Source organism: Pseudoalteromonas sp. SR41-4 (genome assembly GCF_014163985.1).
Taxonomy (GTDB): Bacteria; Pseudomonadota; Gammaproteobacteria; order Enterobacterales; family Alteromonadaceae; genus Pseudoalteromonas; species Pseudoalteromonas rhizosphaerae.
Genome location: NZ_JACJEI010000017.1, coordinates 47,908 through 71,756, shown reverse-complemented (window position 1 = coordinate 71,756; position 23,849 = coordinate 47,908). Strand labels below are relative to the sequence as shown.

General features: G+C 40.1%; 26 protein-coding genes. 21 read left to right on the top strand and 5 right to left on the bottom strand.

Annotation, left to right across the window (positions count from 1 at the left end):
* The 3 genes from H5180_RS14450 to H5180_RS14440 all read left to right on the top strand — a co-directional run bounded on the left by H5180_RS14450 (nucleotide 1) and on the right by H5180_RS14440 (nucleotide 2,057).
* Nucleotides 1-393, top strand: coding sequence for a diacylglycerol kinase (locus tag H5180_RS14450; RefSeq protein ID WP_145241304.1), 393 nt, complete (start codon nucleotides 1-3; stop codon nucleotides 391-393).
* A gap of 203 nt (nucleotides 394-596) precedes the next feature.
* Entirely contained in the window at nucleotides 597-935 is a 339-nt protein-coding gene (gene erpA / locus H5180_RS14445) for an iron-sulfur cluster insertion protein ErpA (RefSeq protein ID WP_058560150.1), read from the top strand.
* An 882-nt stretch (nucleotides 936-1,817) separates the two neighbouring features.
* A complete protein-coding gene (locus H5180_RS14440; RefSeq protein ID WP_016708680.1) occupies nucleotides 1,818-2,057 on the top strand; it encodes a helix-turn-helix domain-containing protein in 240 nt (79 codons plus the stop codon).
* A gap of 66 nt (nucleotides 2,058-2,123) precedes the next feature.
* On the opposite strand, the gene H5180_RS14435 is transcribed toward H5180_RS14440, so the two are convergent.
* From H5180_RS14435 to H5180_RS14420, 4 genes are read right to left on the bottom strand one after another with little or no spacing between them, the layout of a single operon-like run.
* Complete coding sequence (locus H5180_RS14435) at nucleotides 2,124-3,503, bottom strand: AmpG family muropeptide MFS transporter (RefSeq protein ID WP_145241306.1); 1,380 nt, start codon at nucleotides 3,501-3,503, stop codon at nucleotides 2,124-2,126.
* 43 nt (nucleotides 3,504-3,546) lie between these two features.
* Nucleotides 3,547-4,167, bottom strand: a complete 621-nt coding sequence (locus H5180_RS14430) for a peptidylprolyl isomerase (RefSeq protein WP_145241308.1) — start codon at nucleotides 4,165-4,167, stop codon at nucleotides 3,547-3,549.
* A gap of 2 nt (nucleotides 4,168-4,169) precedes the next feature.
* Nucleotides 4,170-4,724: a YajG family lipoprotein gene (locus H5180_RS14425; protein WP_182731490.1), complete on the bottom strand. Its 555-nt coding sequence runs from the start codon at nucleotides 4,722-4,724 to the stop codon at nucleotides 4,170-4,172.
* Nucleotides 4,725-4,726: 2 nt separating this feature from the next.
* A complete protein-coding gene (locus tag H5180_RS14420) occupies nucleotides 4,727-5,875 on the bottom strand; it encodes a methyltransferase (protein WP_145241311.1) in 1,149 nt (382 codons plus the stop codon).
* 42 nt (nucleotides 5,876-5,917) lie between these two features.
* Here H5180_RS14420 and H5180_RS14415 point away from each other — a divergent pair, with 42 nt between their 5' ends.
* From H5180_RS14415 to H5180_RS14355, 13 genes are all read left to right on the top strand, one after another.
* Nucleotides 5,918-6,511, top strand: coding sequence for an alpha-ketoglutarate-dependent dioxygenase AlkB (locus H5180_RS14415; RefSeq protein WP_182719114.1), 594 nt, complete (start codon nucleotides 5,918-5,920; stop codon nucleotides 6,509-6,511).
* Nucleotides 6,512-6,584: 73 nt separating this feature from the next.
* Nucleotides 6,585-6,896 (top strand): BolA family transcriptional regulator, encoded by a 312-nt coding sequence (locus H5180_RS14410; protein ID WP_145241315.1) that lies wholly within the window; start codon nucleotides 6,585-6,587, stop codon nucleotides 6,894-6,896.
* A gap of 100 nt (nucleotides 6,897-6,996) precedes the next feature.
* The gene (gene fabV / locus H5180_RS14405; RefSeq protein WP_145241317.1) at nucleotides 6,997-8,190 is read left to right on the top strand and encodes an enoyl-ACP reductase FabV; all 1,194 of its coding nucleotides are present in this window, start codon (nucleotides 6,997-6,999) and stop codon (nucleotides 8,188-8,190) included.
* A gap of 376 nt (nucleotides 8,191-8,566) precedes the next feature.
* Nucleotides 8,567-9,910 carry a Na(+)-translocating NADH-quinone reductase subunit A gene (locus H5180_RS14400; protein WP_145241319.1) on the top strand — a complete coding sequence of 448 codons (1,344 nt, stop codon included), beginning with the start codon at nucleotides 8,567-8,569 and terminating at the stop codon, nucleotides 9,908-9,910.
* A 4-nt stretch (nucleotides 9,911-9,914) separates the two neighbouring features.
* Nucleotides 9,915-11,117, top strand: coding sequence for an NADH:ubiquinone reductase (Na(+)-transporting) subunit B (locus H5180_RS14395; RefSeq protein ID WP_145241321.1), 1,203 nt, complete (start codon nucleotides 9,915-9,917; stop codon nucleotides 11,115-11,117).
* Complete coding sequence (locus H5180_RS14390; RefSeq protein ID WP_145241323.1) at nucleotides 11,110-11,874, top strand: Na(+)-translocating NADH-quinone reductase subunit C; 765 nt, start codon at nucleotides 11,110-11,112, stop codon at nucleotides 11,872-11,874. Before H5180_RS14395 ends, H5180_RS14390 begins: the two co-directional genes overlap by 8 nt.
* Nucleotides 11,874-12,506 carry an NADH:ubiquinone reductase (Na(+)-transporting) subunit D gene (locus H5180_RS14385; protein WP_145241325.1) on the top strand — a complete coding sequence of 211 codons (633 nt, stop codon included), beginning with the start codon at nucleotides 11,874-11,876 and terminating at the stop codon, nucleotides 12,504-12,506. Before H5180_RS14390 ends, H5180_RS14385 begins: the two co-directional genes overlap by 1 nt.
* 10 nt (nucleotides 12,507-12,516) lie before the next feature.
* The gene (gene nqrE, locus H5180_RS14380) at nucleotides 12,517-13,125 is read left to right on the top strand and encodes an NADH:ubiquinone reductase (Na(+)-transporting) subunit E (RefSeq protein WP_145241327.1); all 609 of its coding nucleotides are present in this window, start codon (nucleotides 12,517-12,519) and stop codon (nucleotides 13,123-13,125) included.
* A 19-nt stretch (nucleotides 13,126-13,144) separates the two neighbouring features.
* Complete coding sequence (gene nqrF / locus H5180_RS14375; RefSeq protein ID WP_145241329.1) at nucleotides 13,145-14,374, top strand: NADH:ubiquinone reductase (Na(+)-transporting) subunit F; 1,230 nt, start codon at nucleotides 13,145-13,147, stop codon at nucleotides 14,372-14,374.
* Nucleotides 14,375-14,471: 97 nt separating this feature from the next.
* Nucleotides 14,472-15,503 carry an FAD:protein FMN transferase gene (locus H5180_RS14370; protein ID WP_182758450.1) on the top strand — a complete coding sequence of 344 codons (1,032 nt, stop codon included), beginning with the start codon at nucleotides 14,472-14,474 and terminating at the stop codon, nucleotides 15,501-15,503.
* Nucleotides 15,504-15,587: 84 nt separating this feature from the next.
* On the top strand, nucleotides 15,588-15,800 hold the full coding sequence (gene nqrM / locus H5180_RS14365) for a (Na+)-NQR maturation NqrM (protein WP_149982042.1): 213 nt from the start codon (nucleotides 15,588-15,590) through the stop codon (nucleotides 15,798-15,800).
* 223 nt (nucleotides 15,801-16,023) lie between these two features.
* Complete coding sequence (locus H5180_RS14360) at nucleotides 16,024-16,197, top strand: TonB-dependent receptor (protein ID WP_182758449.1); 174 nt, start codon at nucleotides 16,024-16,026, stop codon at nucleotides 16,195-16,197.
* 74 nt (nucleotides 16,198-16,271) lie between these two features.
* The gene (locus tag H5180_RS14355; protein ID WP_182758448.1) at nucleotides 16,272-17,402 is read left to right on the top strand and encodes a PepSY domain-containing protein; all 1,131 of its coding nucleotides are present in this window, start codon (nucleotides 16,272-16,274) and stop codon (nucleotides 17,400-17,402) included.
* 106 nt (nucleotides 17,403-17,508) lie between these two features.
* Here H5180_RS14355 and H5180_RS14350 read toward each other — a convergent pair whose 3' ends face one another.
* Nucleotides 17,509-17,970, bottom strand: a complete 462-nt coding sequence (locus H5180_RS14350) for a M14 family zinc carboxypeptidase (protein ID WP_182758447.1) — start codon at nucleotides 17,968-17,970, stop codon at nucleotides 17,509-17,511.
* 1,274 nt (nucleotides 17,971-19,244) lie between these two features.
* On the opposite strand from H5180_RS14350, the gene H5180_RS14345 reads away from it, so the two are divergent.
* From H5180_RS14345 to cyoD, 5 genes are all read left to right on the top strand, one after another.
* Nucleotides 19,245-19,658 (top strand): hypothetical protein, encoded by a 414-nt coding sequence (locus H5180_RS14345; RefSeq protein ID WP_145241341.1) that lies wholly within the window; start codon nucleotides 19,245-19,247, stop codon nucleotides 19,656-19,658.
* 246 nt (nucleotides 19,659-19,904) lie between these two features.
* Nucleotides 19,905-20,828: a ubiquinol oxidase subunit II gene (gene cyoA / locus H5180_RS14340; RefSeq protein ID WP_145241343.1), complete on the top strand. Its 924-nt coding sequence runs from the start codon at nucleotides 19,905-19,907 to the stop codon at nucleotides 20,826-20,828.
* Between the two features lie 2 nt (nucleotides 20,829-20,830).
* Nucleotides 20,831-22,834, top strand: a complete 2,004-nt coding sequence (gene cyoB / locus H5180_RS14335) for a cytochrome o ubiquinol oxidase subunit I (protein WP_182758446.1) — start codon at nucleotides 20,831-20,833, stop codon at nucleotides 22,832-22,834.
* Nucleotides 22,831-23,451 (top strand): cytochrome o ubiquinol oxidase subunit III, encoded by a 621-nt coding sequence (cyoC, locus tag H5180_RS14330; RefSeq protein ID WP_182758445.1) that lies wholly within the window; start codon nucleotides 22,831-22,833, stop codon nucleotides 23,449-23,451. Before cyoB ends, cyoC begins: the two co-directional genes overlap by 4 nt.
* Entirely contained in the window at nucleotides 23,451-23,810 is a 360-nt protein-coding gene (cyoD, locus tag H5180_RS14325; RefSeq protein WP_149982037.1) for a cytochrome o ubiquinol oxidase subunit IV, read from the top strand. The genes cyoC and cyoD overlap by 1 nt, the downstream gene beginning before the upstream one ends.
* Nucleotides 23,811-23,849: the final 39 nt, after the last annotated feature.

The window sequence follows — 23,849 nt, the reverse complement described above, 5'->3', positions numbered from 1 at the left end:
ATGAAAAACGTAATCAGTAGTGTAAATAAGCCTAATGGTAAAGGGATCAATCGAATTATTAAAGCCACACATTGCTCTTATAAGGGGTTTATAGCTGCATGGCAATATGAATCAGCATTTAGGCAGGAGTTTGTAATGGCTATAATATTACTACCATTTGCTATCATCTTGTCATCTTCGATAAGTCATTTGTTTTTATTGATCAGTAGCTTAGTGTTCATTTTATTTGCCGAAATAATCAACTCGGCTGTTGAAGCGCTTGCTGATGCAGTTACGCTAGATCACAATATACTCATTGGTCGAGCGAAAGACCTTGGCTCAGCAGCAGTATTTATATCGTTAAGTATATTTACTACCGTATGGGGCTATGCCATCTATAGCTACCCATTTTGATACCAAAAAAGTATTAAAGTAGTAAATTAAAACCGCGCTTTTTCTGCTGATTGTGCTCGTTGCCATTATTCTGTTGTCAGGCTTAATTGGTATGAGATTTTAAATGTGCATATAGCGTCAAAGCTTAGTAAGTAAACGCTATACTTGATTAAAACACTCGGGTATTAGATAATCAAAACAATGTAGGTATAGAGGGTTATGGTATGTCAGAAGAATTACCCATTAAGTTCAGCGATGCAGCTGCTGTTCGCGTTAAACAGTTAATCGACGAAGAAGAAAATCCAGATCTAAAACTGCGTGTTTATGTAACAGGCGGAGGTTGTTCAGGTTTCCAATATGGTTTTACTTTTGATGAAAAAGCAAACCCAGGCGATTTAGAAATTGTAAAAAATGGCGTAACCTTAGTGGTTGACCCAATGAGTATTCAATATTTAGTTGATGGTGAGGTGGATTACACCGAAGGACTTGAAGGCGCACGCTTTTTTGTTTCCAATCCCAATGCAACTACCACCTGCGGGTGTGGCGCTAGTTTCAGCGTTTAAAGCAATTGATTAAAGCCGCAGCTAGCGGCTTTTTTATTACCTAAGACATCTTATTATCTAAAATTACTGCGTAGCTATTATTTCATTAAATGAAACCGATTTCGTAATGATTTTTAACGCGGGCAAAAAGTAGCTGAACAGCTTACTGAAGTATTCCCCACTCAATAATCCTCCTTAAAAACAAGGTCTAGATCCGCGTAGCAAGATTAAAATACTTACGTGAGTTTATACAATTATTCAGAGTTAATACTTCTAGATTATTGTCATTAATAGATGCTGTTGCTGGTGGCCTGAGCTTTGTACCTTATGTGGCTTTAGCCGTTATTTCTTGTTTATAGATGCTAATTGAACGTCAAATTGGCTTGCTTTAGGCTAAGTCACTCATTTATGTAGGGTGAGTGACTTGGAGCATTAGAATAAAAAAACCTAACACTATTGCAGAAAACGCTAAAATATATATAAAGCCTTTCTTACCTTGTTTGATCGGAACGCCATTTGCTTTAAGAAAAAAATACCAAACTAAGCAGAGGATAATGGGTAGTAAAAACAATAATCTGAACATAAACGCTTGCTCCTAACAATAAAGGGACAGTTAATAATGTAACTATTTAATTTATAAGTCAAAAATAATTAATCATAAAAAAGGTTTATTTAAATTAATTATTTGTTACATTAAAAAGGAACTAATTATAGAACGCGCGTTTTGTTGTGACTTTAACAATAAAGCTGCTCATCTATAATAGCTGGTTCCTTAAATGGGGACTCGGCTGAAATTAGTTATTTCACATGAGTCTGAATAGTATATAATGTATCCAAGAGTGAGACGGGCAAATTTCACTCTTAATTAATTAACTTTAAATCATCTAGTAGGAGATGTTTTTTATGATGGGTAAAACAGTTTCTTCTGAAGAAAACTCAAAACTAACCAAGTGGCTTAAAACTAAGCGTCACGAGAAAGGTCACACAATGCGAAGCCTTGCTCAAGTACTTGGTACACCACATTCATTTATTGGCAAAATTGAAAACCAAGAGCGCCGTTTAGACGTAATTGAATTTTTACGTTATTGTGATGCATTAGAAGTCGACCCGTATGAAGGTTTAGGCTTATTAAAAGAAGACTAATATTTAGTTTCTTTTTGTAAGCGCAGGGAAGCGCTCTCATTGATGTGAAATGATTTCTTTCCCTTATTAATTCCTACCGTGATAACTATTTTCTAATTCATACAATTTATGCCGAATAAGATATAAGAATATGAGTGATGGTATTACCATCAGGGCAGTCAAAATAAAAAATAACGACCAATTTCCACCTAACCAATCATCAATCACCACACCGCTATAACTTGAAAGTAAGGTTCGTCCTAAATTTCCCAATGACGCTAATAAAGCATAATGTGTTGCGCTAAAAGCGCGATCACATAGCATAGATATAAATGCTACCATAGCAACTAATGACCATGCTTGAGTAAAGCCATCGACGACAATTGCCATTGCGTACAAGTGTTCTTGCGGGCCTGCGAGAGCGATCCAAGAAAACATTAAGTTAGAAGCAGCCATTGCCACACCGCTAATAAACAAACCTTTAACGATGCCGTACTTGTGATTAAAAATACTGCCTAAAAATGCGAACACAATGGTGATAAGCCCCGTGCCGAGCTTTGAATAGTTTGCTATTTGAGTGTTTGAAAAGCCGACTTCTTTATAAAACACAATCGACATACGGGCCAGAAATGCTTCACCAATTTTAAATAAAAAGATAAAAGCGAGCAGCGCAAGTGCAGTCTTCACGCCATTACGCGCGAAGAATGTTTTAAAAGGATCAAGTACAGTAACAGCCAACCATGCCGCAACTTTAGTTAATTGTGTTTGCTTACCAAGCGCCAGTTTTTGCCGATAAATACGTTCTAGTTCTGCATGTACAACTTCGCGGTTAGATTCAGGTTCTTTTGCCCAAAATACACAACTCATAAGTAATAACATCACAATAGCTAAAAAGTAATACACTTGTGGCCAGTCAATGCTTGGCATATCTGCCATATAAAACGGAATAGCACCTAGCAGAGCATAACCGCTCCACCAACCAGAAGTAGCCATTGCTGCTGCTGCGGTTGCTTTATGGCTCTCGTTTTCACTGAGGGTATCGATACGAAAAGCATCAATAGCAATATCTTGAGTCGCTGAGGCGATAGCAATTAATAAGCATAACGCAGCTGCGATGGCTAAATGCGCGGTGATATCTAATCCTGCCAGTAAAATAACTCCTAGCAAAATAAAGCATTGGCAAAATAGTATCCAACTACGGCGCTGGCCTAGCCAGTTATATAGCAACGGCAGTTTTATTCTATCGACTAAGGGTGACCATAAAAAATTAATGCTGTAAGCACCAAATACAATGCCAAATAAGCCAATCATGCTGCGACTGAGGCCTTCATCTTTTAGCCACGCAGACATCACGGAGCCTATGAGGACCCAAGGAAAACCGCTGCTCATACCAAAAATAAACACATTTATAAGTCGTTTATCTTTAAAGTACGAAAAATATTCTGATACCGACAAGCTTTTAGTCATAACGCCTTCATTGGCAATAGCGGTTTGGCCGCTATTTTTATTGTTATAGTGGGGTTGGCTCTAATACAGTTATATTTAAAATAACAACCGGGGTTTTTGGTACAAAGTCATAACCAATTTTTTCATTAAATCCCGTTTCAACTTGCATGATTTTATCAAGCGTTTCGTAGCCTTCCATTACCATACCGAACACGGCAAAGCCCCAGTCTTTACCTGGGTTTAGGTGGTCGTTATTGTCCATGTTAAAGAAAAACTGACGAGTACCAGAATGAGGTTGACGATCTTGATAGGCCATGGCGATACTGTACATATCGTTTTTTGAACCGTTACCGCTTTCATTAAAGATAGGTTCGCCTTCATAAACCCCGTCATATTCTTTATCGTAGCCACCGCCTTGAATGACAAAGTCTCGGTCGTTTTCTACATCACGTTCAACACGATGAAATACGGTGCCTTTATAGCTGCCATCCATCACATAAGTTAAAAAATTATTGACGGTGATAGGGGCTTTTGAGCGATCCATCTCGACTATGATTTTCCCCATTGTGGTAGTTATTTCAACTCGTGGGAACATATTGTTTTTTTGCACAAAGCGTCCTTCGGTCGCTGCCATTGCGGTTTGGCTAAGTTGCACTAATATAAATAATAAAAATAGACGTTTCATGGTTAACCTTCTAAAAATGCGAGTAATTCAGGGTCTGATACCATGCGGGTAATTAACTGCTCAGTCAACTTATTGAGTTGTCCTTCAATTTTTGCTCTATCGTGACCTAGTGGTCCTTCAAGGCTTGCATTACCACGGTAAATTTTACTGAAGTTACTATCGCTGCGAATAACACGCACACCTAATTCAATCTTTGCATTGCTGGTATGCGACATCATTTTTTCAGTTACTACGGCTTGCAGTGTATGAATATCAACTTCAAAACGAGTGGTCGCAAGATTTGAAATGCTTGCACCGTTTCGGCTAAGAGCGCTATCAAGGGCACTTTTAATTGATTCAGTAAGGCCTTGGCTGGCAATTGTTTGGGTTTTGTCTGAGGTTATTAATTTTAATGTTGCTGGGTCACCTCTAAGATCAATAACACTGGTACTTAAACTTTGATTAATTGAGCTTAATTTGCCACCTTGATAGAGCGGATTTAAGATCAATTGATTAGGCTGACTACTGCAAGCCGACAGTGATAATAAAGCACAACAAGGTAAAACATATTTCATCATAGCTATAGCATTCCATTATTTTTAGTGGCACTTAATACTACAAACTTTTTATTTGAACCAAGTAATTCACAATTGCCAAACATACGTTTTAGTTTGTCATGGTAGTCCAGGTGGCGGTTACCAATAATACGTAATTCTCCGCCATTTTTTAATGTGTCTTTGGCTTGTTTAAACATTTGCCATGCAATGTGATCTGTCACGGCTTGTGCTTGGTGAAAAGGCGGATTACATAACACTACATCGACACTTTCACGTTCAAAGCCCGTTAAGCAATCATTTTCAATAAAGCGGCATTGCTCAAACTTATCTTCCATATTGAGCTCTACAGTTAATCGTGCTGATTCAACCGCCATATATGATTCGTCCACAAAGGTAACTTCAGCGTTAGGGCAGCGTGCGAGTGTCATCAAACCCACCACACCATTACCGCAACCTAGATCAATAATACTTTTTGCTTTATTGGTTTGTGGTAAAAAGTCAAAAAAGAACCGTGCACCAATGTCCAGAGAATCCCGCGAGAACACATTGGCGTGATTACTAATGGTAAAATCAGTGCCTTCAAGAGGCCAATTAACAGGAAAATCAGCAGCTTTATAACCACCTTCCGCTTGGCTAATAATTAGGCGAGATTTTTTCACTGCTAAACTAGTTTTAGTTTCACCAATAAATTGCTCGAAAGCTTTAATTGTTGAATTATGTACATCTTTGGTTTTTGCTGCGCCAATAACCGGAGTGCCAGGTGCGAGTACTTCGCTGAGCTCAGATAATTGATATTGCAAGAAGCCCAATGTGCGTGGCACTTTTAAAATAACTAAATCAACGTGTTCAGGCAAAGCCGATAAGCTATCTAGCTGGCTAAATGCGGTGGTTGGTATTTTATTTTCTGCTAAGTTGTAAGCCGCCGCTTGGTGGCTAATATAAGAATCGTTTACTGAACAAACCGTTAATTGTTGTTTACTAAAATAACAAGACAAGGCTCCAAAACTATCATTTAAAATCAGCAAAGAGCGACAATCAGGATAATGTTCAGTAACATAGTCAATTAGGTACTCGTCTGCTGAATCCCAAGCTTGTAAGCTACGGTTTTTTTGATCCAAAGGAAAACGTTCAAGAGTAAATGTTTTATCGCCGAACTGTGCTTGCGTGGTCATAATAGTTAGTGATCAGTAATCAAATGATAGGTAAATTCTAACATGCAACGGCAAAAGGCCAACCCCCATATGTTACCAAATGGCTTTTACTACCAAGCAAAAGCGTTAAGTGCGCAAAAAAGTCTCGATTTATTCTACTATTTACGCGACTCACTGACTTGGCAGCAACCAAAAACGACCGTGTTTGGGAAAACGAACCCCATTCCACGTATGCAATGTTTTATTGCTGATGCTGGTGTACGTTACGGTTATTCTGGTTCGACATTAAATGTTGAACCATGGCCTGATGTATTAGATGCCATGCGACTACGATTAAATAAACAATTTGATGTTGGATTTAATGCCTTATTAGTTAACTTATACCGTGATGGGAATGATTGCATGGGCTGGCACGCCGATGATGAAGCAGAACTTGGCCATGAGCCTATTATTGTATCGATTTCATTAGGGGCTGAACGAGTATTTAAAATAAAACATAAAGTAACCAAGGAAGTCACTTCGCTTACGTTACACAGCGGGAGTTGCTTGGTTATGAATGGACTTAGCCAGCAACAATATCTACATGCGCTTCCTAAACAAACACGTTTGGCACACCCTCGAATCAACTTAACTTTTCGAACAATTTTTCAAAAATGAATATTTGTTGGCCTTTATAGTAGTGGCCTTGATATAGTAAGCACATAAATAACCAGTAAAATATGAGTGTTTTATGTCAATGCAACAACAGATTGAAAGCAAGTTAGCTGATGCGATTGCGTGTAAGCACCTTAATGTGGTGAACGAAAGCCATATGCATAGTCGTGGTAGCGATTCACACTTTAAAGTGATTGTAGTAAGTGAAGAGTTTAGCGGTAAACGTTTATTGCAACGCCATCGTCAAATTAATGAAGTGCTAAAAGATGAGTTAGCGAATCATATTCATGCATTGGCTATCCATACTTTTACGCCTGATGAATTTACAGAGCAAAGTGGTCAGGTTGCTGACTCACCGACTTGTTTAGGTGGCTCTAAATTAGATTAACGGCAAGGTCTGAGAGTACACAAAACTCATCAGACCTGTATTTTTACAATTAGCCTTTAAACTAGCGCTAATTTTTATTGAGATAAATATAGGATGATCAATGGTCATTAAGCCTAAAATTCGCGGTTTCATTTGTACTAACGCCCACCCAGTAGGTTGTGCAGAGCACGTACAAGAACAAATTAACTATGTAAAACAACAAGGCGCATTAAAAAATGCCCCTAAAAATGTATTAGTTATCGGTGCTTCAACTGGCTATGGCCTTGCATCTCGTATTACTGCTGCATTTGGTGGCGGTGCTAAAACTTTAGGTATTTTTTTCGAAAAAGAAGGTACTGAGCGTAAAACCGGTTCTGCAGGTTGGTATAATACTGCTGCATTTCAAGCGGCCGCAGACGCTGAAGGTTTATGGTCAAAAAATATTAATGGCGATGCGTTCTCTAACGAAATCAAACAAAAAGCGATTGATACAATTAAAGCGGATTTAGGCAAAGTAGACCTAGTTATATACAGCCTTGCATCGCCGCGTCGAACTGATCCAAATACCGGCGAAGTTTACTCATCAACGCTTAAGCCAATTGGTAACTCAGTTACGACTAAAAACTTAAACACCTCAAAACGTGAAATTGATGCTATTACTGTAGAAGCTGCAAACCAAGATGATATTGATAACACTATTAAGGTGATGGGCGGCGAAGACTGGGAAATGTGGATTGATGCATTAAAAGAGGCTGATGTACTAGCTGATAACTTTAAAACCAGTGCTTATACTTATATCGGTAAAGAACTAACATGGCCAATTTACGGTCACGCGACTATTGGTAAAGCGAAAGAAGATTTAGATCGCGCAACCGTAGCAATCAAAGAATCAACTAAAGCATTAAACGGTGAAGCTTATGTATCATCATTAAATGCAGTGGTCACCCAAGCAAGTTCTGCAATTCCTATTATGCCGCTTTATATTTCAGCGCTATTTAAAGTAATGAAAGCGGATGGGACCTATGAAGGCACGATCGAGCAAATTCACGCGTTATTTACTGAGAACCTTTATGGAGACTCACCACGCTTTGATGACGGCGGTCATTTATTCCAAAACTACAAAGAGCTGGAAGATGATGTACAAGCGCGTATTCAAACTGTGTGGGACAGCGTAACCACAGAAACAATAGACGAATTAACTGATTACGTGGGTTACCACAATGAGTTTTTACGTTTATTTGGGTTTGGTATTGATGCTGTTGATTATGAACAAGATGTCGATCCAGTTGCCGCTATAGCTAACATGATTGATTAATTCAGCCATGTTTATTTGAAAAGTCGCTATGGCGACTTTTTTTATTGATAAATTTTACTTTATCGTTATTTAGCGGATTAATTTCCATCCCACCTCGCAAGCAATAGCACTTTGGTCTATATTGAATTTTATTCAAATGCGGCTAATAGGTTAAATAACTGCTCCTGTCGTATAAATTTCATAATTACACTCGCATAGTGACCCTGATTGATGTTAAAATTCGGGCAATATATGTGAGGAATTTTACTGCGTTGCTTGTTTTGTAATTTAAACAGGCGGTTCTTCGTTATCTTGAATTTGGCTTAGGGTTATCAAGAAAAGCGACGTGGTCGGTACGATTTTTCAGTTTCTTTCCGTTAATGTAGTGCAAGTGCGTATGATCAACATAAAAAAAGGTCTGGACTTACCCATAGAGGGCGCGCCTCAGCAAGTTATTCATGATGGTTCTACCGTCAAACGTGTAGCTGTGCTAGGTGAAGAGTTTATTGGTATGCGTCCAACCATGCATGTTCGTGTGGATGACCAAGTTAAAAAAGGCCAGGTACTTTTTGAAGACAAAAAGAACCCTGGTGTATTATTTACTGCTCCAGCTGCTGGTACAGTAAAAGAAATTAATCGTGGTGCAAAACGTGTGCTGCAATCTGTCGTTATTGAAATAAACGGCAGTGAGCAAATCACCTTTGACGCTTTCTCGACTGAGCAACTTTCGAGTCTCGATCGTGAAAAAGCCAAAGAAGTACTGATCCAGTCAGGTCAATGGACAGCATTACGTGCTCGTCCATTCAGCAAAGTAGCAGCTGTGGATGCAAATCCTAGCTCGATCTTTGTGACGGCTATCGACACTAACCCTCTTGCTGCAGATCCTGCAGTGATTATTGCTGAAAATGTACAAGCATTTGAAGCAGGTTTAGCTGTGGTATCACGTCTGACTGATGGTAAGGTATTTGTTTGTAAACAAGCAGGTAGCCAAGTACCTAGCTCATCAATTCCTCAAGTAGAAGTACATGAGTTTGGTGGCGTACATCCGGCTGGCCTTGTTGGCACACATATCCATCACTTAGATCCAGTATCGGTAAGCAAGCAAGTTTGGCATATCGGTTACCAAGACGTTATTGCCTTTGGTCACTTATTCCTAACTGGTGAAATTAGCACAGACCGTGTGATTTCTCTTGCTGGTCCGCGTGTTAAAAACCCACGTTTAGTGAAAACTCAACTGGGTGCTGCTTTAGATGATTTAGTTGCAGGCGAATTAGAAGACGGCGATAACCGTGTTATCTCTGGCTCTGTTTTAGCGGGCGCTACTTCACAAGGTCCTCAAGCATTCTTAGGTCGTTACCACATTCAAGTATCGGTATTACTTGAAGGTCGCGAAAAAGAGTTGTTTGGTTGGATTGCTCCAGGCACAGATAAATTCTCTGTAACACGTACTTTCTTATCACACCTAACACCGAGTCGTTTATTTAAAATGACAACGTCTACAGGCGGTTCAAAACGTGCCATGGTACCACTTGGTAGCTATGAGCGTGTTATGCCTTTAGATATTTTGCCAACGCCTTTATTACGTGACTTAATTGCCCGTGATTTGGATAGTGCAATTTCATTAGGGGCGCTTGAACTTGATGAAGAAGATTTAGCGTTATGTACCTTCGTTTGTCCAGGCAAATACGAGTATGGTTCAATCCTACGCGATTGCTTGACTACGATCGAGAAGGAAGGCTAGAGAGATGGGTTTAAAGAAATTTCTAGAAGATATCGAGCCGCATTTTGAAGCCGGTGGTAAACATGAAAAGTTTTATGCGCTGTATGAAGCAGCTGCAACTATTTTTTATACCCCTGGTCACGTAAATAAAGGCGCGACACACGTTCGTGATAACATCGACCTAAAACGCATGATGATTTTAGTGTGGATGGCGACGTTCCCTGCAATGTTTTTTGGTATGTTCAATATCGGTCATCAGGCCGCTGGTGCATTAGCACAAGGTTTTGAACTAGCAAATTCTTGGCAAGTTGGCCTGTTCCAGATATTTGGTGGTGAATTAACTGCTGAATCCGGCTGGGGCGCTAAAATGTTTTATGGCGCATGTTTCTTCCTACCTATTTACGCAGTTACATTTGCTGTAGGTGGTTTCTGGGAAGTTATATTTGCTTCAGTGCGTAAGCATGAAATTAACGAAGGTTTCTTCGTAACGTCTGTGTTATTCGCGCTTATCCTACCTGCAACCATTCCTTTATGGCAAGTTGCACTAGGTATTACATTCGGTGTAGTAATCGCTAAAGAAATCTTTGGTGGTACTGGTCGTAACTTCTTAAACCCTGCATTAGCGGGTCGTGCGTTTTTATTCTTCGCATACCCTGCACAAATTTCAGGTGACACAGTATGGACAGCAGTAGATTCATTCTCTGGTGCAACTATGCTAGGTCAAGCGTTTGTTGGTTCACTTGATTACAGCAACATGGCTCTTTGGTGGGATGCGTTTTATGGTTTCATTCAAGGTTCAGTAGGTGAGACATCTACACTTGCATTGCTAGTTGGTGGCTTATTCCTCATTTACGTACGTATTGCTTCATGGCGCATCGTGCTAGGTGTGTTCTTGGGTATGGTGGCAACAGCATTCTTATTAAACGCTGTTGGTTCTGATACTAACCCAGTATTTGCAATGCCTTGGCATTGGCACTTTGTACTTGGTGGTTTTGCTTTTGGTATGTTCTTTATGGCGACAGACCCTGTGTCTGCAGCATTTACTGACAAAGCAAAGTTCGCATATGGCGCACTAATTGGTGTGATGGTAGTAATGATCCGTGTAATTAACCCTGCATTCCCTGAGGGTATGATGCTAGCAATCTTATTTGCTAACTTATTTGCACCATTGTTCGATCACTTCGTAGTGCAAGCTAATATCAAGCGGAGGTTGGCACGTAATGTCTAGTAATAACGAATCAATCGGCAAAACGCTAAGCGTTGTTGTAGCACTATGTTTAGTGTGTGCAATCATCGTATCGTTTGCTTCAGTTCAGCTTCGCCCTTTACAGCAAGCTAACAAAACGCAAGATATTCAAAAAAATATCTTGGCAGCTGCGGGCATTGATGTGTCTGGTTCTGTATCAGAAACTTTTAAAGCTAAGATCGAAACTCGCCTAGTTAATATGGAAACAGGTGAGTCTCAAACTGGCGAAGCAGTTCAGGCTAAAATCGACGCTTTCGATTTTGAAAAAAGCAAGTTTGATCAAAAAATTAGCTTTGCATTAAAAGCAGAGGGCATTAAGGATATCGCTGGTATTCAGCGTATGACTCATGAGTCTCCTGCATATATCTCGAAAAAAGCAGACGGTTCTACAGATGCTATCATTTTACCAATCCAAGGTTATGGCCTTTGGGGTATTATGTATGGTTTCTTAGCGCTTGAAAGCGATGGCGAGACAATTAAAGATATTAACTTCTATAAGCACGGTGAAACACCTGGTCTAGGTGGGGAAATTCAAAATCCACAATGGACTGCTAAATGGGGTGGCAAAGAGCTACCTATTGATGTAGTAAAAAGCGGCGCTAAAAATGATCATCAAATTGATGGTTTATCTGGTGCAACTTTAACTTCAAATGGTGTTGATCACACAGTTGACTTTTGGACTGGCGAAAACGGCTTTGGTCCTTTCCTTGCGAGAGTACGTGAAGGAGCGTTGAAATAATGGCTGATACTAAAGAAATGAAGTCGGTCCTATTTGGTCCGGTACTGGCAAATAACCCAATCGCATTACAAGTACTTGGTATTTGTTCTGCGCTTGCGGTAACGTCGAGCTTAAAAAATGCATTAATCATGTCAATCGCATTGACCTTGGTAACAGCGTTCTCAAGCTTCTTTATCTCAATTATTCGTAACCAGATCCCGTCATCTGTACGTATTATCGTGCAAATGACCATTATTGCATCATTGGTAATCGTTGTTGACCAAGTGTTACAAGCCTTCTCTTATGCTACGGCGAAAGAGTTGTCTGTATTCGTTGGTCTAATCATTACTAACTGTATCGTAATGGGTCGTGCAGAAGCATACGCAATGAAGTCGCCGCCAGTAATGTCGTTCCTTGATGGTATCGGTAATGGCTTAGGTTACTCAGTAGTGTTACTGACTGTTGGCTTTATTCGTGAACTATTTGGTAAAGGGTCATTATTTGGTGTTGAAATCATCCCTCTTGTACAAGATGGTGGTTGGTATCAACCTATGGGTCTATTGATTTTACCGCCTAGTGCATTCTTCATCATTGGTTTATTCATTTGGGTACTTCGTACTTATAAGAAAGACCAAGTAGAAGCGAAAGGGTAAGGGGCAGACTGTGGAACATTATATTAGTTTATTCGTAAAAGCAGTTTTCATTGAAAACTTAGCTTTGGCCTTCTTCCTAGGTATGTGTACTTTCCTTGCAGTATCAAAGAAAGTTACAACGTCTATCGGTCTAGGTGTGGCAGTTATCGTGGTATTGGGTATCTCAGTACCAGTTAACAACTTGGTTTATCATGCGGTTCTTGCACCTGGTGCACTTGAGTGGCTTGGTTATCCTGACGCGGATCTTAGCTTTTTACGTTTCTTGACGTTTATCGGTGTTATTGCGGCACTTGTACAAATTCTTGAAATGGCATTAGATAAGTTCTTCCCAGCACTTTATAACGCGTTAGGTATCTTCCTACCATTGATCACAGTTAACTGTGCAATCTTTGGTGCGGTATCTTTCATGGTTGAACGTAACTATAACTTCACTGAATCAGTGGTTTATGGTATCGGTTCTGGTGTGGGTTGGGCGCTAGCAATTACTTTGCTTGCTGGTATCCGTGAGAAAATGAAATATTCAGACGTGCCAGACGGCTTACGTGGTTTAGGTATTACCTTTATCACTGTTGGCTTGATGGGTCTTGGCTTTATGTCATTCTCTGGCATTTCACTTTAATAGGTAGCGAGGATAAATCATGAGTTATGAGATTTTCTTAGGCGTTGGTGTTTTCATCGCTATCGTTGTACTGCTAGTTTTAGTCATCATTGGTGCTAAATCTCAGCTAGTTGCAAGCGGTGACATCATCATTGGTGTAAATGGCGATCCAGACAAAGCCATTACAACATCTGCAGGTACCAAGCTTTTAGGCGCGTTATCTGAGTCAGGTATTTTCGTATCATCTGCATGTGGTGGCGGTGGCTCTTGTGGTCAGTGTCGTGTACACATTCATTCTGGTGGCGGCGATATCTTACCAACTGAACTTGATCACATCTCTAAAGGTGAAGCCCGTGAAGGCTGTCGTTTAGCGTGTCAGGTAAATGTTAAAAACGACATGGAAATTGAACTTGAAGAGTCAATTTTCGGTGTTAAAAAATGGGATTGTGAAGTTATTTCTAACGATAACAAAGCAACTTTCATTAAAGAGCTTAAACTACAGATCCCTGATGGCGAGTCAGTACCGTTTCGTGCCGGTGGTTATATTCAGATTGAAGCCCCTGCGCATCACGTTAAATATGCTGATTTCGATGTACCAGAAGAGTATCGTGGCGATTGGAACCATTTTGGTTTCTTCAAGCTGGAGTCAAAAGTAGACGAAGAAACAATTCGTGCTTACTCAATGGCTAACTACCCAGAAGAAGAAGGCATCATCATGCTTAACGTGCGTATCGCTGCGCCGCCGCCAAGAGATTTAAGCTTACCTTGTGGTAAAATGTCATCGTACATTTGGTCACTTAAAGAAGGTGATAAAGTAACTATCTCTGGTCCATTTGGTGAGTTCTTTGCAAAAGATACTGATGCTGAAATGGTATTTGTAGGTGGTGGTGCTGGTATGGCACCTATGCGTTCACACATCTTTGACCAACTTAAGCGTTTGAACTCTAAGCGTAAGATGAGTTTCTGGTATGGTGCACGTTCTAAGCGTGAAATGTTCTATGTTGAAGATTTTGACGGCCTAGCGGCTGAAAATGATAACTTCGTATGGCATACCGCGCTTTCAGATCCACAACCAGAAGATAACTGGGAAGGCTATACTGGCTTTATCCATAACGTGTTATTTGAGAACTATCTTAAAGATCACGAAGCGCCAGAAGATTGTGAGTTCTACATGTGTGGTCCTCCAATGATGAACGCCGCTGTTATCACTATGTTGAAAGACTTAGGTGTTGAAGACGAAAATATCTTACTAGATGATTTTGGTGGCTAACACCCGTATCAAAACAGTTTAGTTTTGGTTAGAATATCAGCCTCGTAGCAATATATGTTACGGGGCTTTTTTATTTCCATTACTTAAGTAGGCTGCTATGAATAGAGTTTTTCACCGACAAGACATGATTGCCATCTTTTTTCTTACCCTCACTTTACTCATTAGTGGCTGTGGCCAAAATGATGAGCCCCAAGAGTTATACCTTGAAGGTAAAACTATGGGTACTACTTACCATATTAAGGTCTTCGCCAAGCAACAAAAGCTGGATTCATTAAATTTATTACCAGAAGTAACTCTGTTGCTCAAAGATATAAATCAATCAATGTCGACTTATATTGATGATTCTGAAATCAACACTTTTAATCGTCTTCCCGCAGGTCAAGTTATGCCTATTAGCCGTGATTTTAGAGCAGTTGTAAGCGAGTCCATCCGCTTAGGTGAGTCTACTCAGACTCTTGATGTGACCATGGGACCACTGATTGATTTATGGGGTTTTGGTCCTGATAAAAAACCAACAAAACGTCCAACAGATGAAGAACTCGCAGCCATGGTTGCACAAATTGGGGTTGATAAACTAATACTGACTGAGCAAGGCCTAGCGAAAACAGTAGCGGGTTTGGAATTATCATTTTCTTCTACTGCAAAGGGTTATGGGATAGATAAAGTAGCTGAATTATTAGAAAGCCATGACTTAACTGATTATATGGTTGAAATTGGTGGTGAGTTACGTGTATCAGGTAAAAAACCGAATGATCAAGATTGGCGTATCGCTATTGAGCAACCGGATGCTGAGCTTGGTGTGCGTAAAGTGCACCGTGTATTAGCGCCGGGTAATAACGGCATTGCGACATCGGGTGATTATCGCATTTACTATGAGATGGATGGTATTACCTATAGCCATTTAATTGATCCGGCAACCGGTATGCCAAGTCGTCATGATCTAGTATCGGTTACTGTATTGCATCCATCAGCGATGACAGCTGACGGCCTTGCAACAGCACTGACTGTGATGGGGATGGATAAAGCCAAAGCCTATGCCGAAAAAAATGATTTACCGGTTTATCTGATCGGCAAATCAAAAGATGGCTTAGTGACTTATTCGAGCCCTGCATTTAAACCCTATTTGTAGCGCGGTTTAAATCAGTTTATAATAGCAACAGCTTGGTGATTATCATCAAGCATTATTTTATTGCTGATCAATAGGGGCTAAGCAATGTCACTTTTTCTTCTTACGTTTGGTTTACTGCTTTTAATTGTCGCAGCGATGGCTGTGGGCATGATAGTGCAAAAGAAATCTATGGCCAGCAGCTGTGGTGGTTTAGGCTCTGTAGGCATTGATAAAGCTTGTGATTGTGATGACCCATGCGACAAACGCAAAAAGCGTATGGCAAAAGAGCAAGTTTGGAAAGAAAACCAAATATTATAAGCTCGTGATAGCTAGCAAATATACATTAAAAAGCGCCTCTTTAATAACAGGCGCTTTTTTAATGCCCACTTACAGCCAAAATGTGGCAAGTAATCGACCACTGCGACAATATGTCACACCCAGTGAAGCTCGTATGGACTGTATAATATGATGTATTCCTAATCGTTTATTCACTGCAGGCATTGATTATCAATTAACAACTTAATTAACAACGCAATTAAATTTGGCTGCAACACTGCGTGCGCTTTCTGATTACGAATTAGCACTAAGTAATAGCCAAGGACGATATGGTGACTTTTCACTACTTAGGCTTAAAGCAAGTTATGACGTTAATTCGGCACTGATGTTAAGCACGCAAGTTGATAATTTAACTGATGAGTATTATGAATATGTATAGTGGGATGACTCGTAAACTCTGCATAGCCCAGCACAAGGTCGTGCTATATCTGTTGCAATTAAGTTTAAGTATTAATGAGTAAGCAGTTACTCGCGTGGCGCAAGTTGGCAAGGCGACTCCATCTATGGTTGGGGTTAAGCCTTGGCATGTTTTTTGTGATCCTTTGCTTGTCAGGAGCTGCACTTGTTTATTATCCGCAAATAGATACCTGGTTGCATCCGGAATTAGCAAATGCAGCGCAGCAACCGTGTGATTACAACACTGCATTAAAAACATTACGAATGCAGTATCCAGATAAGCTGGGACCGTGGCGGTTTGAAGTGACCCCTGAACAACAATTCATTCCGGCGCGCTATTATAACCCTCAAGAGACTCAAGGGCAGGATTTTGCACCTATGATGGTGTGGTTGTCAGCTGATGGCAGCACCTTGCTCAGACAGTCATTTTGGGGCGATTATCTAGTAACTTGGCTGTATAACTTGCACTTTACTTTACTACTTGGCAGTACAGGGACAATTATTGTCGGTTACCTTGGAATTGGCAGCGCGCTCTTATTACTCACAGGTTTAGTTGCGTGGTGGCCTAAGTCAGGTTTTTGGTTGAGGCAATTGCGTTTTAAGCGCCGCGCTGCTTTATTAGGACGCATGTACGATTGGCATAAAACAATCGGTTTAGTGATGTTGTTACCCTTGTTTATTCTTACTAGTACCGGTGCGATGCTAGCCTTGCCCAAAGAGACCAATGGCTTGCTTGGCTGGGCACTGGGTAAAGTCGAAAGTGCTGCAAGACCAGCACCACAGTTAACTTTTTCAAACCCGCAAATTAGTGTTACTCAGGCTGTGAAAATAGCACAAACACAACTGCCTAAAGCGCGACTTGCATGGATAGAAACTCCCAGCGTAAACCAAGGCTATTATCGACTGCGCATGCAGGTAAGTGATGATAAATCGACACGTTTTCCAAACAGTTATATTGATATTAATCCGCGCTCAGGTGAGGTAGTGAAGGTCTTCGATCTTAGGCAGCAAGGAATAAGTAACCAAATCAAAAACTGGCTACATCCACTGCATAATGGCAGTGTAGGTGGGCTAAGCCTTAAAGTACTATGGATCATCGCCTCGTTGGCAAGTTTAGGGTTGGCTTGGCTAGGTTGGTATCGTTATTATCTACGTAAAAATACAGCCAAAAAAGATCGCAAAAAATAACAAGCCCTGAGAACAGGGCTAACGTACTTAAATTTAAAGTTTTATAAGTTGACTACCTAATACGGCGTATTCGATGTGTTTATCGTTGCGTAGTAAAAAGTGTGCTTTAGCTCCACGCTTTAGCATCGCGGTTTAAATCTATTCCTTGCGCATTAAAACGGGTTTGCAGCTGTGCCCCATCGGAATTGACTATAGGAATGATCATCAGTGATAGTTTGTTTTGCCAATTTTCTCGCCATGCATCATTTTTTGTTTCGATTGCATAGCTTAAAAAATCCGTTAATGCGGCACTTGCCGTATTTTCATCACCATGCATTTGGCTCCACATCATAACTTTGATTGGCCCCGAGCCAATATAAAATGCATCAATTGATTTACCTAAGAATGATTGACCTAAATTTTTTCGCTCTATGCTGGGGTGAGCAGCTAACGTATCTAGTAAAGGAGCAAGATCAGCGTGTGTAATCGCTGCTTTGTTTAATCCTTTAATTTGGTGCATTGCGATTGGTGCGGCAGTTAAGCTAAATGAGCAACTAAGTAAGCCAACTAGTATGGTTTTGCGAATCATAATAATACCCCGCTATTCTTGCTTTGCAAATTTTTAAGAATATAATATTAAAATGGATCGGTCCAAAATTATATTCACTTTAAGTGAAATCATTTCTCATAACTGTGATGCTTTGCGGGCTTTATTTTCAATTGATTGTTTATTATAAAATAATATCTTTTGATAAAGTTTTTTGTGAACATTTAAGTTGATTTTAGGGTTAAAATTTAGACTAAAGTCTATGAGTTAATTTTTTTCATCTATCAGATTTATTTTTATCAGTTGTAAGCTTTGAGCTATTACACTAAATTTAGTTTCAAGGAAGCGAAATGAACAAGCCGCTTACAAAGAATCTTTATAATTGTGTGTGAAGATGTTGTCAAAGGCGGTTCAAGTTTAGTACAAACTGGGCTTGAACTGTTTTTATTTTACTGCCACATGATTGGACGAACTGAAAGTTTGTCACTGAATTACAGTGTTTATTGAACAACGCTAAAACTGAATCTTTATAATTGTGTGTGAAGATGTTGTCAAAAAGACAGTTCAAGTTTAGTTAACCTGAGCTTGAACTGCTTTTATTTACTGCCACGCGATTAAATGAACTTATTGTTCATCAGTGAATCTACAATACGTATTGAAAAATATTAGAACCGAATCTTTATAATTGTGTGTGAAGATGTTGTCAAAAAGACGACTCAAGTTAGGGGATAACTTGGCTTGAGTTGCTTTTTATTTTAACCGACATGCAGTTAGATGGCGAAGCAGCCAATACCAAATTCAATAGCGAATACGCTATTAAACGAATCTTTATAATTGTGTGTGAAGATGTTGTCAAAAAGACGACTCAAGTTAGGGGATAACTTGGCTTGAGTTGCTTTTTATTTTAACCGACATGCAGTTAGGTGGCGAAGCAGCCAATACCAAATTCAATAGCGAATACGCTATTAAACGAATCTTTATAATTGTGTGTGAAGATGTTGTCAAAAAGACGACTCAAGTTAGGGGATAACTTAGCTTGAGTTGCTTTTTATTTTATAAAAGCCGCCAATTATCATTTAAGTTATTTTTAAAGCGCCAGTATGGCGCTTTTTTTATAGCTGTAATTCAATATATTAATAAAAAGTTAGCCCGCTATGTTGTTTTATACTTGTAGCTTGTGTTGACTTTGTTATAATCCTCCCGAAGTTTCAGTAATTACTGAAACTTTATTGATTAAGATCATAACAACGAAGTGGAAAATAGCGTAAAGCCAATCTCTTTACTTCGTAATATATAACCAATAAGGCCATATACGTTTGAATTCGCAAAATTGTCCGCCAGCAAAAACGCACTCTACGCTTAGTAGATGGCAGTTGCGTGCGCGTGCACTTTTTGCCGGACGAGAGCTATTTTCTGTATTAGTTATTTTATTAATTAATTCAGCCATGCTGGTAAATGGTAGTATTGAAGATGCGACAGAGCTAAAAAGCTTATTAACTGAAGGGGCTGTATATGAGTCATCTTTAATTAATGTATTGGGCTTTTTGGCATATCCAGTTGTGTCGTGCCAGTTACTCATTGGTTTATGTTGGTTGATTTTTCACTTTTTCCCAGCGCGTCGTGCTGGGGTTATTTTACGCAAAGCAGCCTTTGCTTTTCGTCAAACAAAAACATCTTTAGTAGTACACAGCGCTCATGGTTGTCGTGCTCCACCTCTTGTTAATGGTTGAACGCTACTCGTTATAGATAGTTTGGCTTTTAACTATTCTGCTGATTCTGTCCGCTGTAATAACGCTTAGCCGCAGTGTACCTGCGATTCAACCAACACCCTCAAATTCCTTTATTGCTTTTTTGATGCTTAGTATTTTTTATGGCGCTAAAAAGTTACCTGAGGAATATTCAAACCGTTGTTTTTACGCTTTTATTTAGAGTTGTAGGGGCAGCACATATCAAATTTTAGGTTGTAGGATAGTCCTTTGTTAATTCGAAACCTCTGTAATATTGCTCTGGGCACAACTGTGCTCGCACTGACTGGCTGTAAAGGCGGGGTGCTTGATCCAAAAGGGCAAGTTGGGATAGATGAAAAAAATCTGATCATCATTGCCACTGTGCTGATGTTAATTGTGGTTATTCCTGTGATTGTGATGACCTTGTACTTTGCGTGGAAATATCGTGATGGCCAAGAGCAGCAAATTTATGCGCCAAAATGGGCACACTCAGGAAAAATTGAAGCCGCAGTCTGGGCCATTCCTATTGTGATAGTGATTGTACTGGGTGTCATTACTTGGCAATCAACGCAACAGCTTGACCCTTATAAACCGCTTGAAGGTAAAGGCAAACACTTAACAGTTGAAGTGGTATCACTGAATTGGAAATGGCTGTTTATTTATCCTGAGCAAGGTATTGCTACGGTTAATGAATTGGTATTTCCAGCCAATGTACCGGTGGAATATAAAATCACCTCAGAAAGTACCATGAACTCATTTTTCATCCCACAACTAGGTAGCCAAATCTACTCGATGGCGGGCATGGAAACTAAGTTGCATTTGATTGCTAATGAACCGGGTACGTTTAAAGGCTTTTCTGCTAACTACAGCGGCGCAGGTTTTACTGGTATGAAATTTAATGCCATAGCTACGCCAACGCAAGCTGACTTTGATACGTGGGTAAACAAGGTGAAAAGCCAAGCTAATACGCTCACTAAAGCGAATTATGATGCACTGGCATTACCGAGTGAAAACAACCCGGTGACTTATTTTGCTGATGTTGATGATGGCTTGTTCCACACCATCATTATGAAATATATGCAAGCACATGGTGATATGAACAAAATGCACAGTGCAATGCCTGAGCACAGCGGTCATGAAAATCACACAATGCACAGCGAGGGCGAGGAATAATTATGTCGTTATTTGGAAAATTATCGTTAGATGCCATTCCGTTCCATGAACCTATTTTGATGGTGACAATGGCGGTAGTAGTGATTGCAGGGGCATTGATTGCAGCTTTAGTCACAAAATATAAAAAATGGGGTGTGCTATGGCACGACTGGATCACCTCAATCGATCATAAACGCTTAGGCGTGATGTACATTATCCTTGCCTTGATCATGCTGTTTCGTGGTTTCTCAGATGCAATTATGATGCGGGCACAATTGGCGCTTGCCACAGGAGGCGCAACGGGTTATTTGCCGCCAGAGCATTATGACCAAATATTCACCGCACATGGGGTGATCATGATCATCTTTATGGCGATGCCATTTATGATTGGTTTAATGAACATTGTATTGCCACTGCAAATTGGTGCGCGCGATGTAGCATTTCCGTTTTTAAATAATTTAAGTTTTTGGCTTACTGCCGGTGGTGCAATATTAATTAATATTTCATTGTTCTGTGGTGAATTTGCAAAAACTGGTTGGGTCGCTTATCCGCCGCTATCGGAGATGTCTTTTAGCCCTGGAGTCGGGGTCGATTATTATATTTGGGCACTGCAAATATCAGGTATTGGTACACTATTAACGGCTGTAAACTTTTTAGTAACAGTGTTTAAAATGCGTGCCCCTGGTATGCGTTTAATGCAAATGCCAATTTTTACCTGGACATGTACATGGGCAAATATCTTAATTGCTGCGTCATTCCCAATCTTAACTGCGGTGTTGACTATGTTAACGCTAGACCGTTATTTAGGCTTCCACTTCTTTACTAATGAAGCTGGCGGCAACGCCATGATGTACATCAACCTGTTTTGGGCTTGGGGTCACCCTGAAGTATATATATTGATTTTACCTGCGTTTGGTGTTTTCTCAGAAATTATTTCCACTTTTACCGGTAAACGTTTATTTGGTTATAAATCTATGGTTTATGCCAGTGGTGCAATTTCTATCTTAGGTTTTATTGTTTGGTTACACCATTTCTTCACTATGGGGTCCAGTGCTAATGTTAATGCCTTCTTTGGCGTAATGACCATGGTCATTGCGGTGCCCACCGGTGTGAAACTGTTCAACTGGCTATTTACTATTTATCGTGGTCGTTTACGCATTACAGTTCCTGTGCTTTGGACACTTGGCTTTATGGTGACCTTTACCATCGGCGGGATGACAGGGGTACTACTAGCAATCCCAGGTGCTGATTATGTATTACACAACAGCCTCTTCCTGATTGCACATTTTCATAACACCATCATTGGTGGTGCGGTATTTGGATACTTGGCAGGTTTTGCATTTTGGTTCCCTAAAGCAATGGGCTTTAAACTTCATGAAGGTTGGGGTAAAGCGTCATTCTGGTGTTGGTTAATTGGTTTCTTTGTTGCATTTATGCCGCTATACGTACTTGGTTTCTTAGGTATGACACGTCGCTTAAACCACACCAATAACCCAGATTGGAATATCTGGTTGTACATTGCCTTTGTCGGTGCGGTGATCATTATGTTTGGTATTTTGTTCCAAGTTGTACAGCTTATTGTGAGCTTTAAAAATCGCGAAGCATTAAAAGATACAACCGGCGATCCGTGGAATGGACACACACTTGAGTGGTCAACATCGTCACCACCACAATACTATAACTTCGCTACTATACCGCATGTACACGATATCGATACTTGGACTGATATGAAAGAAAAAGGCCAAGCGTATCAACAACAAGCAAGCTATGCGCCTATTCATATGCCAAAAAATACTTCGGCAGGGGTGATGATGAGTGCGTGTTTTACCACATTCTGTTTTGCCATGATTTGGCATATTTGGTGGTTGGCAATTGTCGGTGTTATTGCTGGCATCACGGTATTCTTTAAGCGCTGTTACACCAGTGATGTTGATTACTACGTGCAACCAGAAGAAATTCTTGAAATTGAAAGTGCACATAATAAAAGTGCAACAACATTTAACCAAGGTAAGGAGTTCAGCGCATGAGTGCAATCCCTGCAGATGTAAATAGCATCGATCATGATGCTCATGCTCATGAGCATCATGATACTGGTGGCGATACGGTATTTGGTTTTTGGCTTTACTTAATGACCGACTGCTTATTGTTTGCTTCTTTCTTTGCCACCTACGCTGTGCTTTATATGAATACAGCGGGTGGCGTATCTGGCAAAGATATTTTTGAACTGGACTTTGTAGCGGTTGAAACTGCTGCGTTACTACTAAGTAGTATCACTTTTGGTTTTGCGATGATCTCAGCTCATGCGCAAAAGAAGGCCGCTACATTAACGTGGCTGGCAATTACTTTTGCTTTTGGTGCTGTGTTTATTGGTATGGAAATTTATGAATTTCATCATTTAATTGCCCATGGTAATGGCCCGCAGCGCAGCGCATTTTTAACCTCGTTCTTCTCTTTAGTAGGCTTACACGGTATGCACGTAACCGCTGGTCTGATTTGGATGGCGACGATGATGTTCGAAGTGTCACGTCGTGGTTTAAACCCAGCAACCGTTACACGTTTAAGTTGCTTAAGTTTGTTTTGGCACTTTTTAGATGTGGTATGGATCTGCGTATTTACCGTTGTTTACTTAATGGGAGTGATGTAATGAGCCACAGTGAATCACATGTATTAAATGAGCTACATACACAAAGCCATAGTGATGCTTCACATGGCAGTGTTAAAGACTATTTAATAGGTTTTGTTTTATCAATCATTCTAACGGCCATTCCATTTTGGGCGGTGATGAGCGGTACATTGTCAAAACCAACCACATTTGCCTGTGTTGTCGTAATGGCCATTGTGCAAATTTGGGTGCATTTAAAATACTTCTTGCACCTGAACTTTACCACCGAAGACGGTAAAGCCAGTTCGTTATCGTTCATCTTCAGTGCGCTGATCATCGTTATGGTGGTTGGCCTGTCTGTATGGATCATCTACGAATCGAACGCCATGATGATGTACTAGCCCCAGCTAGTACGTTTTCGTAAAGCAAAGAATAGGGGA

Excerpts from the sequence above, each read along its gene's own strand:
- H5180_RS14450 (WP_145241304.1), top strand. The coding sequence starts at position 1 with ATGAAAAACGTAATCAGTAGTGTAAATAAGCCTAATGGTAAAGGGATC.
- erpA (WP_058560150.1), top strand. The coding sequence starts at position 597 with ATGTCAGAAGAATTACCCATTAAGTTCAGCGATGCAGCTGCTGTTCGC.
- H5180_RS14440 (WP_016708680.1), top strand. The coding sequence starts at position 1,818 with ATGATGGGTAAAACAGTTTCTTCTGAAGAAAACTCAAAACTAACCAAG.
- H5180_RS14435 (WP_145241306.1), bottom strand. The coding sequence starts at position 3,503 with ATGACTAAAAGCTTGTCGGTATCAGAATATTTTTCGTACTTTAAAGAT.
- H5180_RS14430 (WP_145241308.1), bottom strand. The coding sequence starts at position 4,167 with ATGAAACGTCTATTTTTATTATTTATATTAGTGCAACTTAGCCAAACC.
- H5180_RS14425 (WP_182731490.1), bottom strand. The coding sequence starts at position 4,724 with ATGATGAAATATGTTTTACCTTGTTGTGCTTTATTATCACTGTCGGCT.
- H5180_RS14420 (WP_145241311.1), bottom strand. The coding sequence starts at position 5,875 with ATGACCACGCAAGCACAGTTCGGCGATAAAACATTTACTCTTGAACGT.
- H5180_RS14415 (WP_182719114.1), top strand. The coding sequence starts at position 5,918 with ATGCAACGGCAAAAGGCCAACCCCCATATGTTACCAAATGGCTTTTAC.
- H5180_RS14410 (WP_145241315.1), top strand. The coding sequence starts at position 6,585 with ATGTCAATGCAACAACAGATTGAAAGCAAGTTAGCTGATGCGATTGCG.
- fabV (WP_145241317.1), top strand. The coding sequence starts at position 6,997 with ATGGTCATTAAGCCTAAAATTCGCGGTTTCATTTGTACTAACGCCCAC.
- H5180_RS14400 (WP_145241319.1), top strand. The coding sequence starts at position 8,567 with ATGATCAACATAAAAAAAGGTCTGGACTTACCCATAGAGGGCGCGCCT.
- H5180_RS14395 (WP_145241321.1), top strand. The coding sequence starts at position 9,915 with ATGGGTTTAAAGAAATTTCTAGAAGATATCGAGCCGCATTTTGAAGCC.
- H5180_RS14390 (WP_145241323.1), top strand. The coding sequence starts at position 11,110 with ATGTCTAGTAATAACGAATCAATCGGCAAAACGCTAAGCGTTGTTGTA.
- H5180_RS14385 (WP_145241325.1), top strand. The coding sequence starts at position 11,874 with ATGGCTGATACTAAAGAAATGAAGTCGGTCCTATTTGGTCCGGTACTG.
- nqrF (WP_145241329.1), top strand. The coding sequence starts at position 13,145 with ATGAGTTATGAGATTTTCTTAGGCGTTGGTGTTTTCATCGCTATCGTT.
- H5180_RS14370 (WP_182758450.1), top strand. The coding sequence starts at position 14,472 with ATGAATAGAGTTTTTCACCGACAAGACATGATTGCCATCTTTTTTCTT.
- nqrM (WP_149982042.1), top strand. The coding sequence starts at position 15,588 with ATGTCACTTTTTCTTCTTACGTTTGGTTTACTGCTTTTAATTGTCGCA.
- H5180_RS14355 (WP_182758448.1), top strand. The coding sequence starts at position 16,272 with ATGAGTAAGCAGTTACTCGCGTGGCGCAAGTTGGCAAGGCGACTCCAT.
- H5180_RS14350 (WP_182758447.1), bottom strand. The coding sequence starts at position 17,970 with ATGATTCGCAAAACCATACTAGTTGGCTTACTTAGTTGCTCATTTAGC.
- cyoB (WP_182758446.1), top strand. The coding sequence starts at position 20,831 with ATGTCGTTATTTGGAAAATTATCGTTAGATGCCATTCCGTTCCATGAA.
- cyoC (WP_182758445.1), top strand. The coding sequence starts at position 22,831 with ATGAGTGCAATCCCTGCAGATGTAAATAGCATCGATCATGATGCTCAT.
- cyoD (WP_149982037.1), top strand. The coding sequence starts at position 23,451 with ATGAGCCACAGTGAATCACATGTATTAAATGAGCTACATACACAAAGC.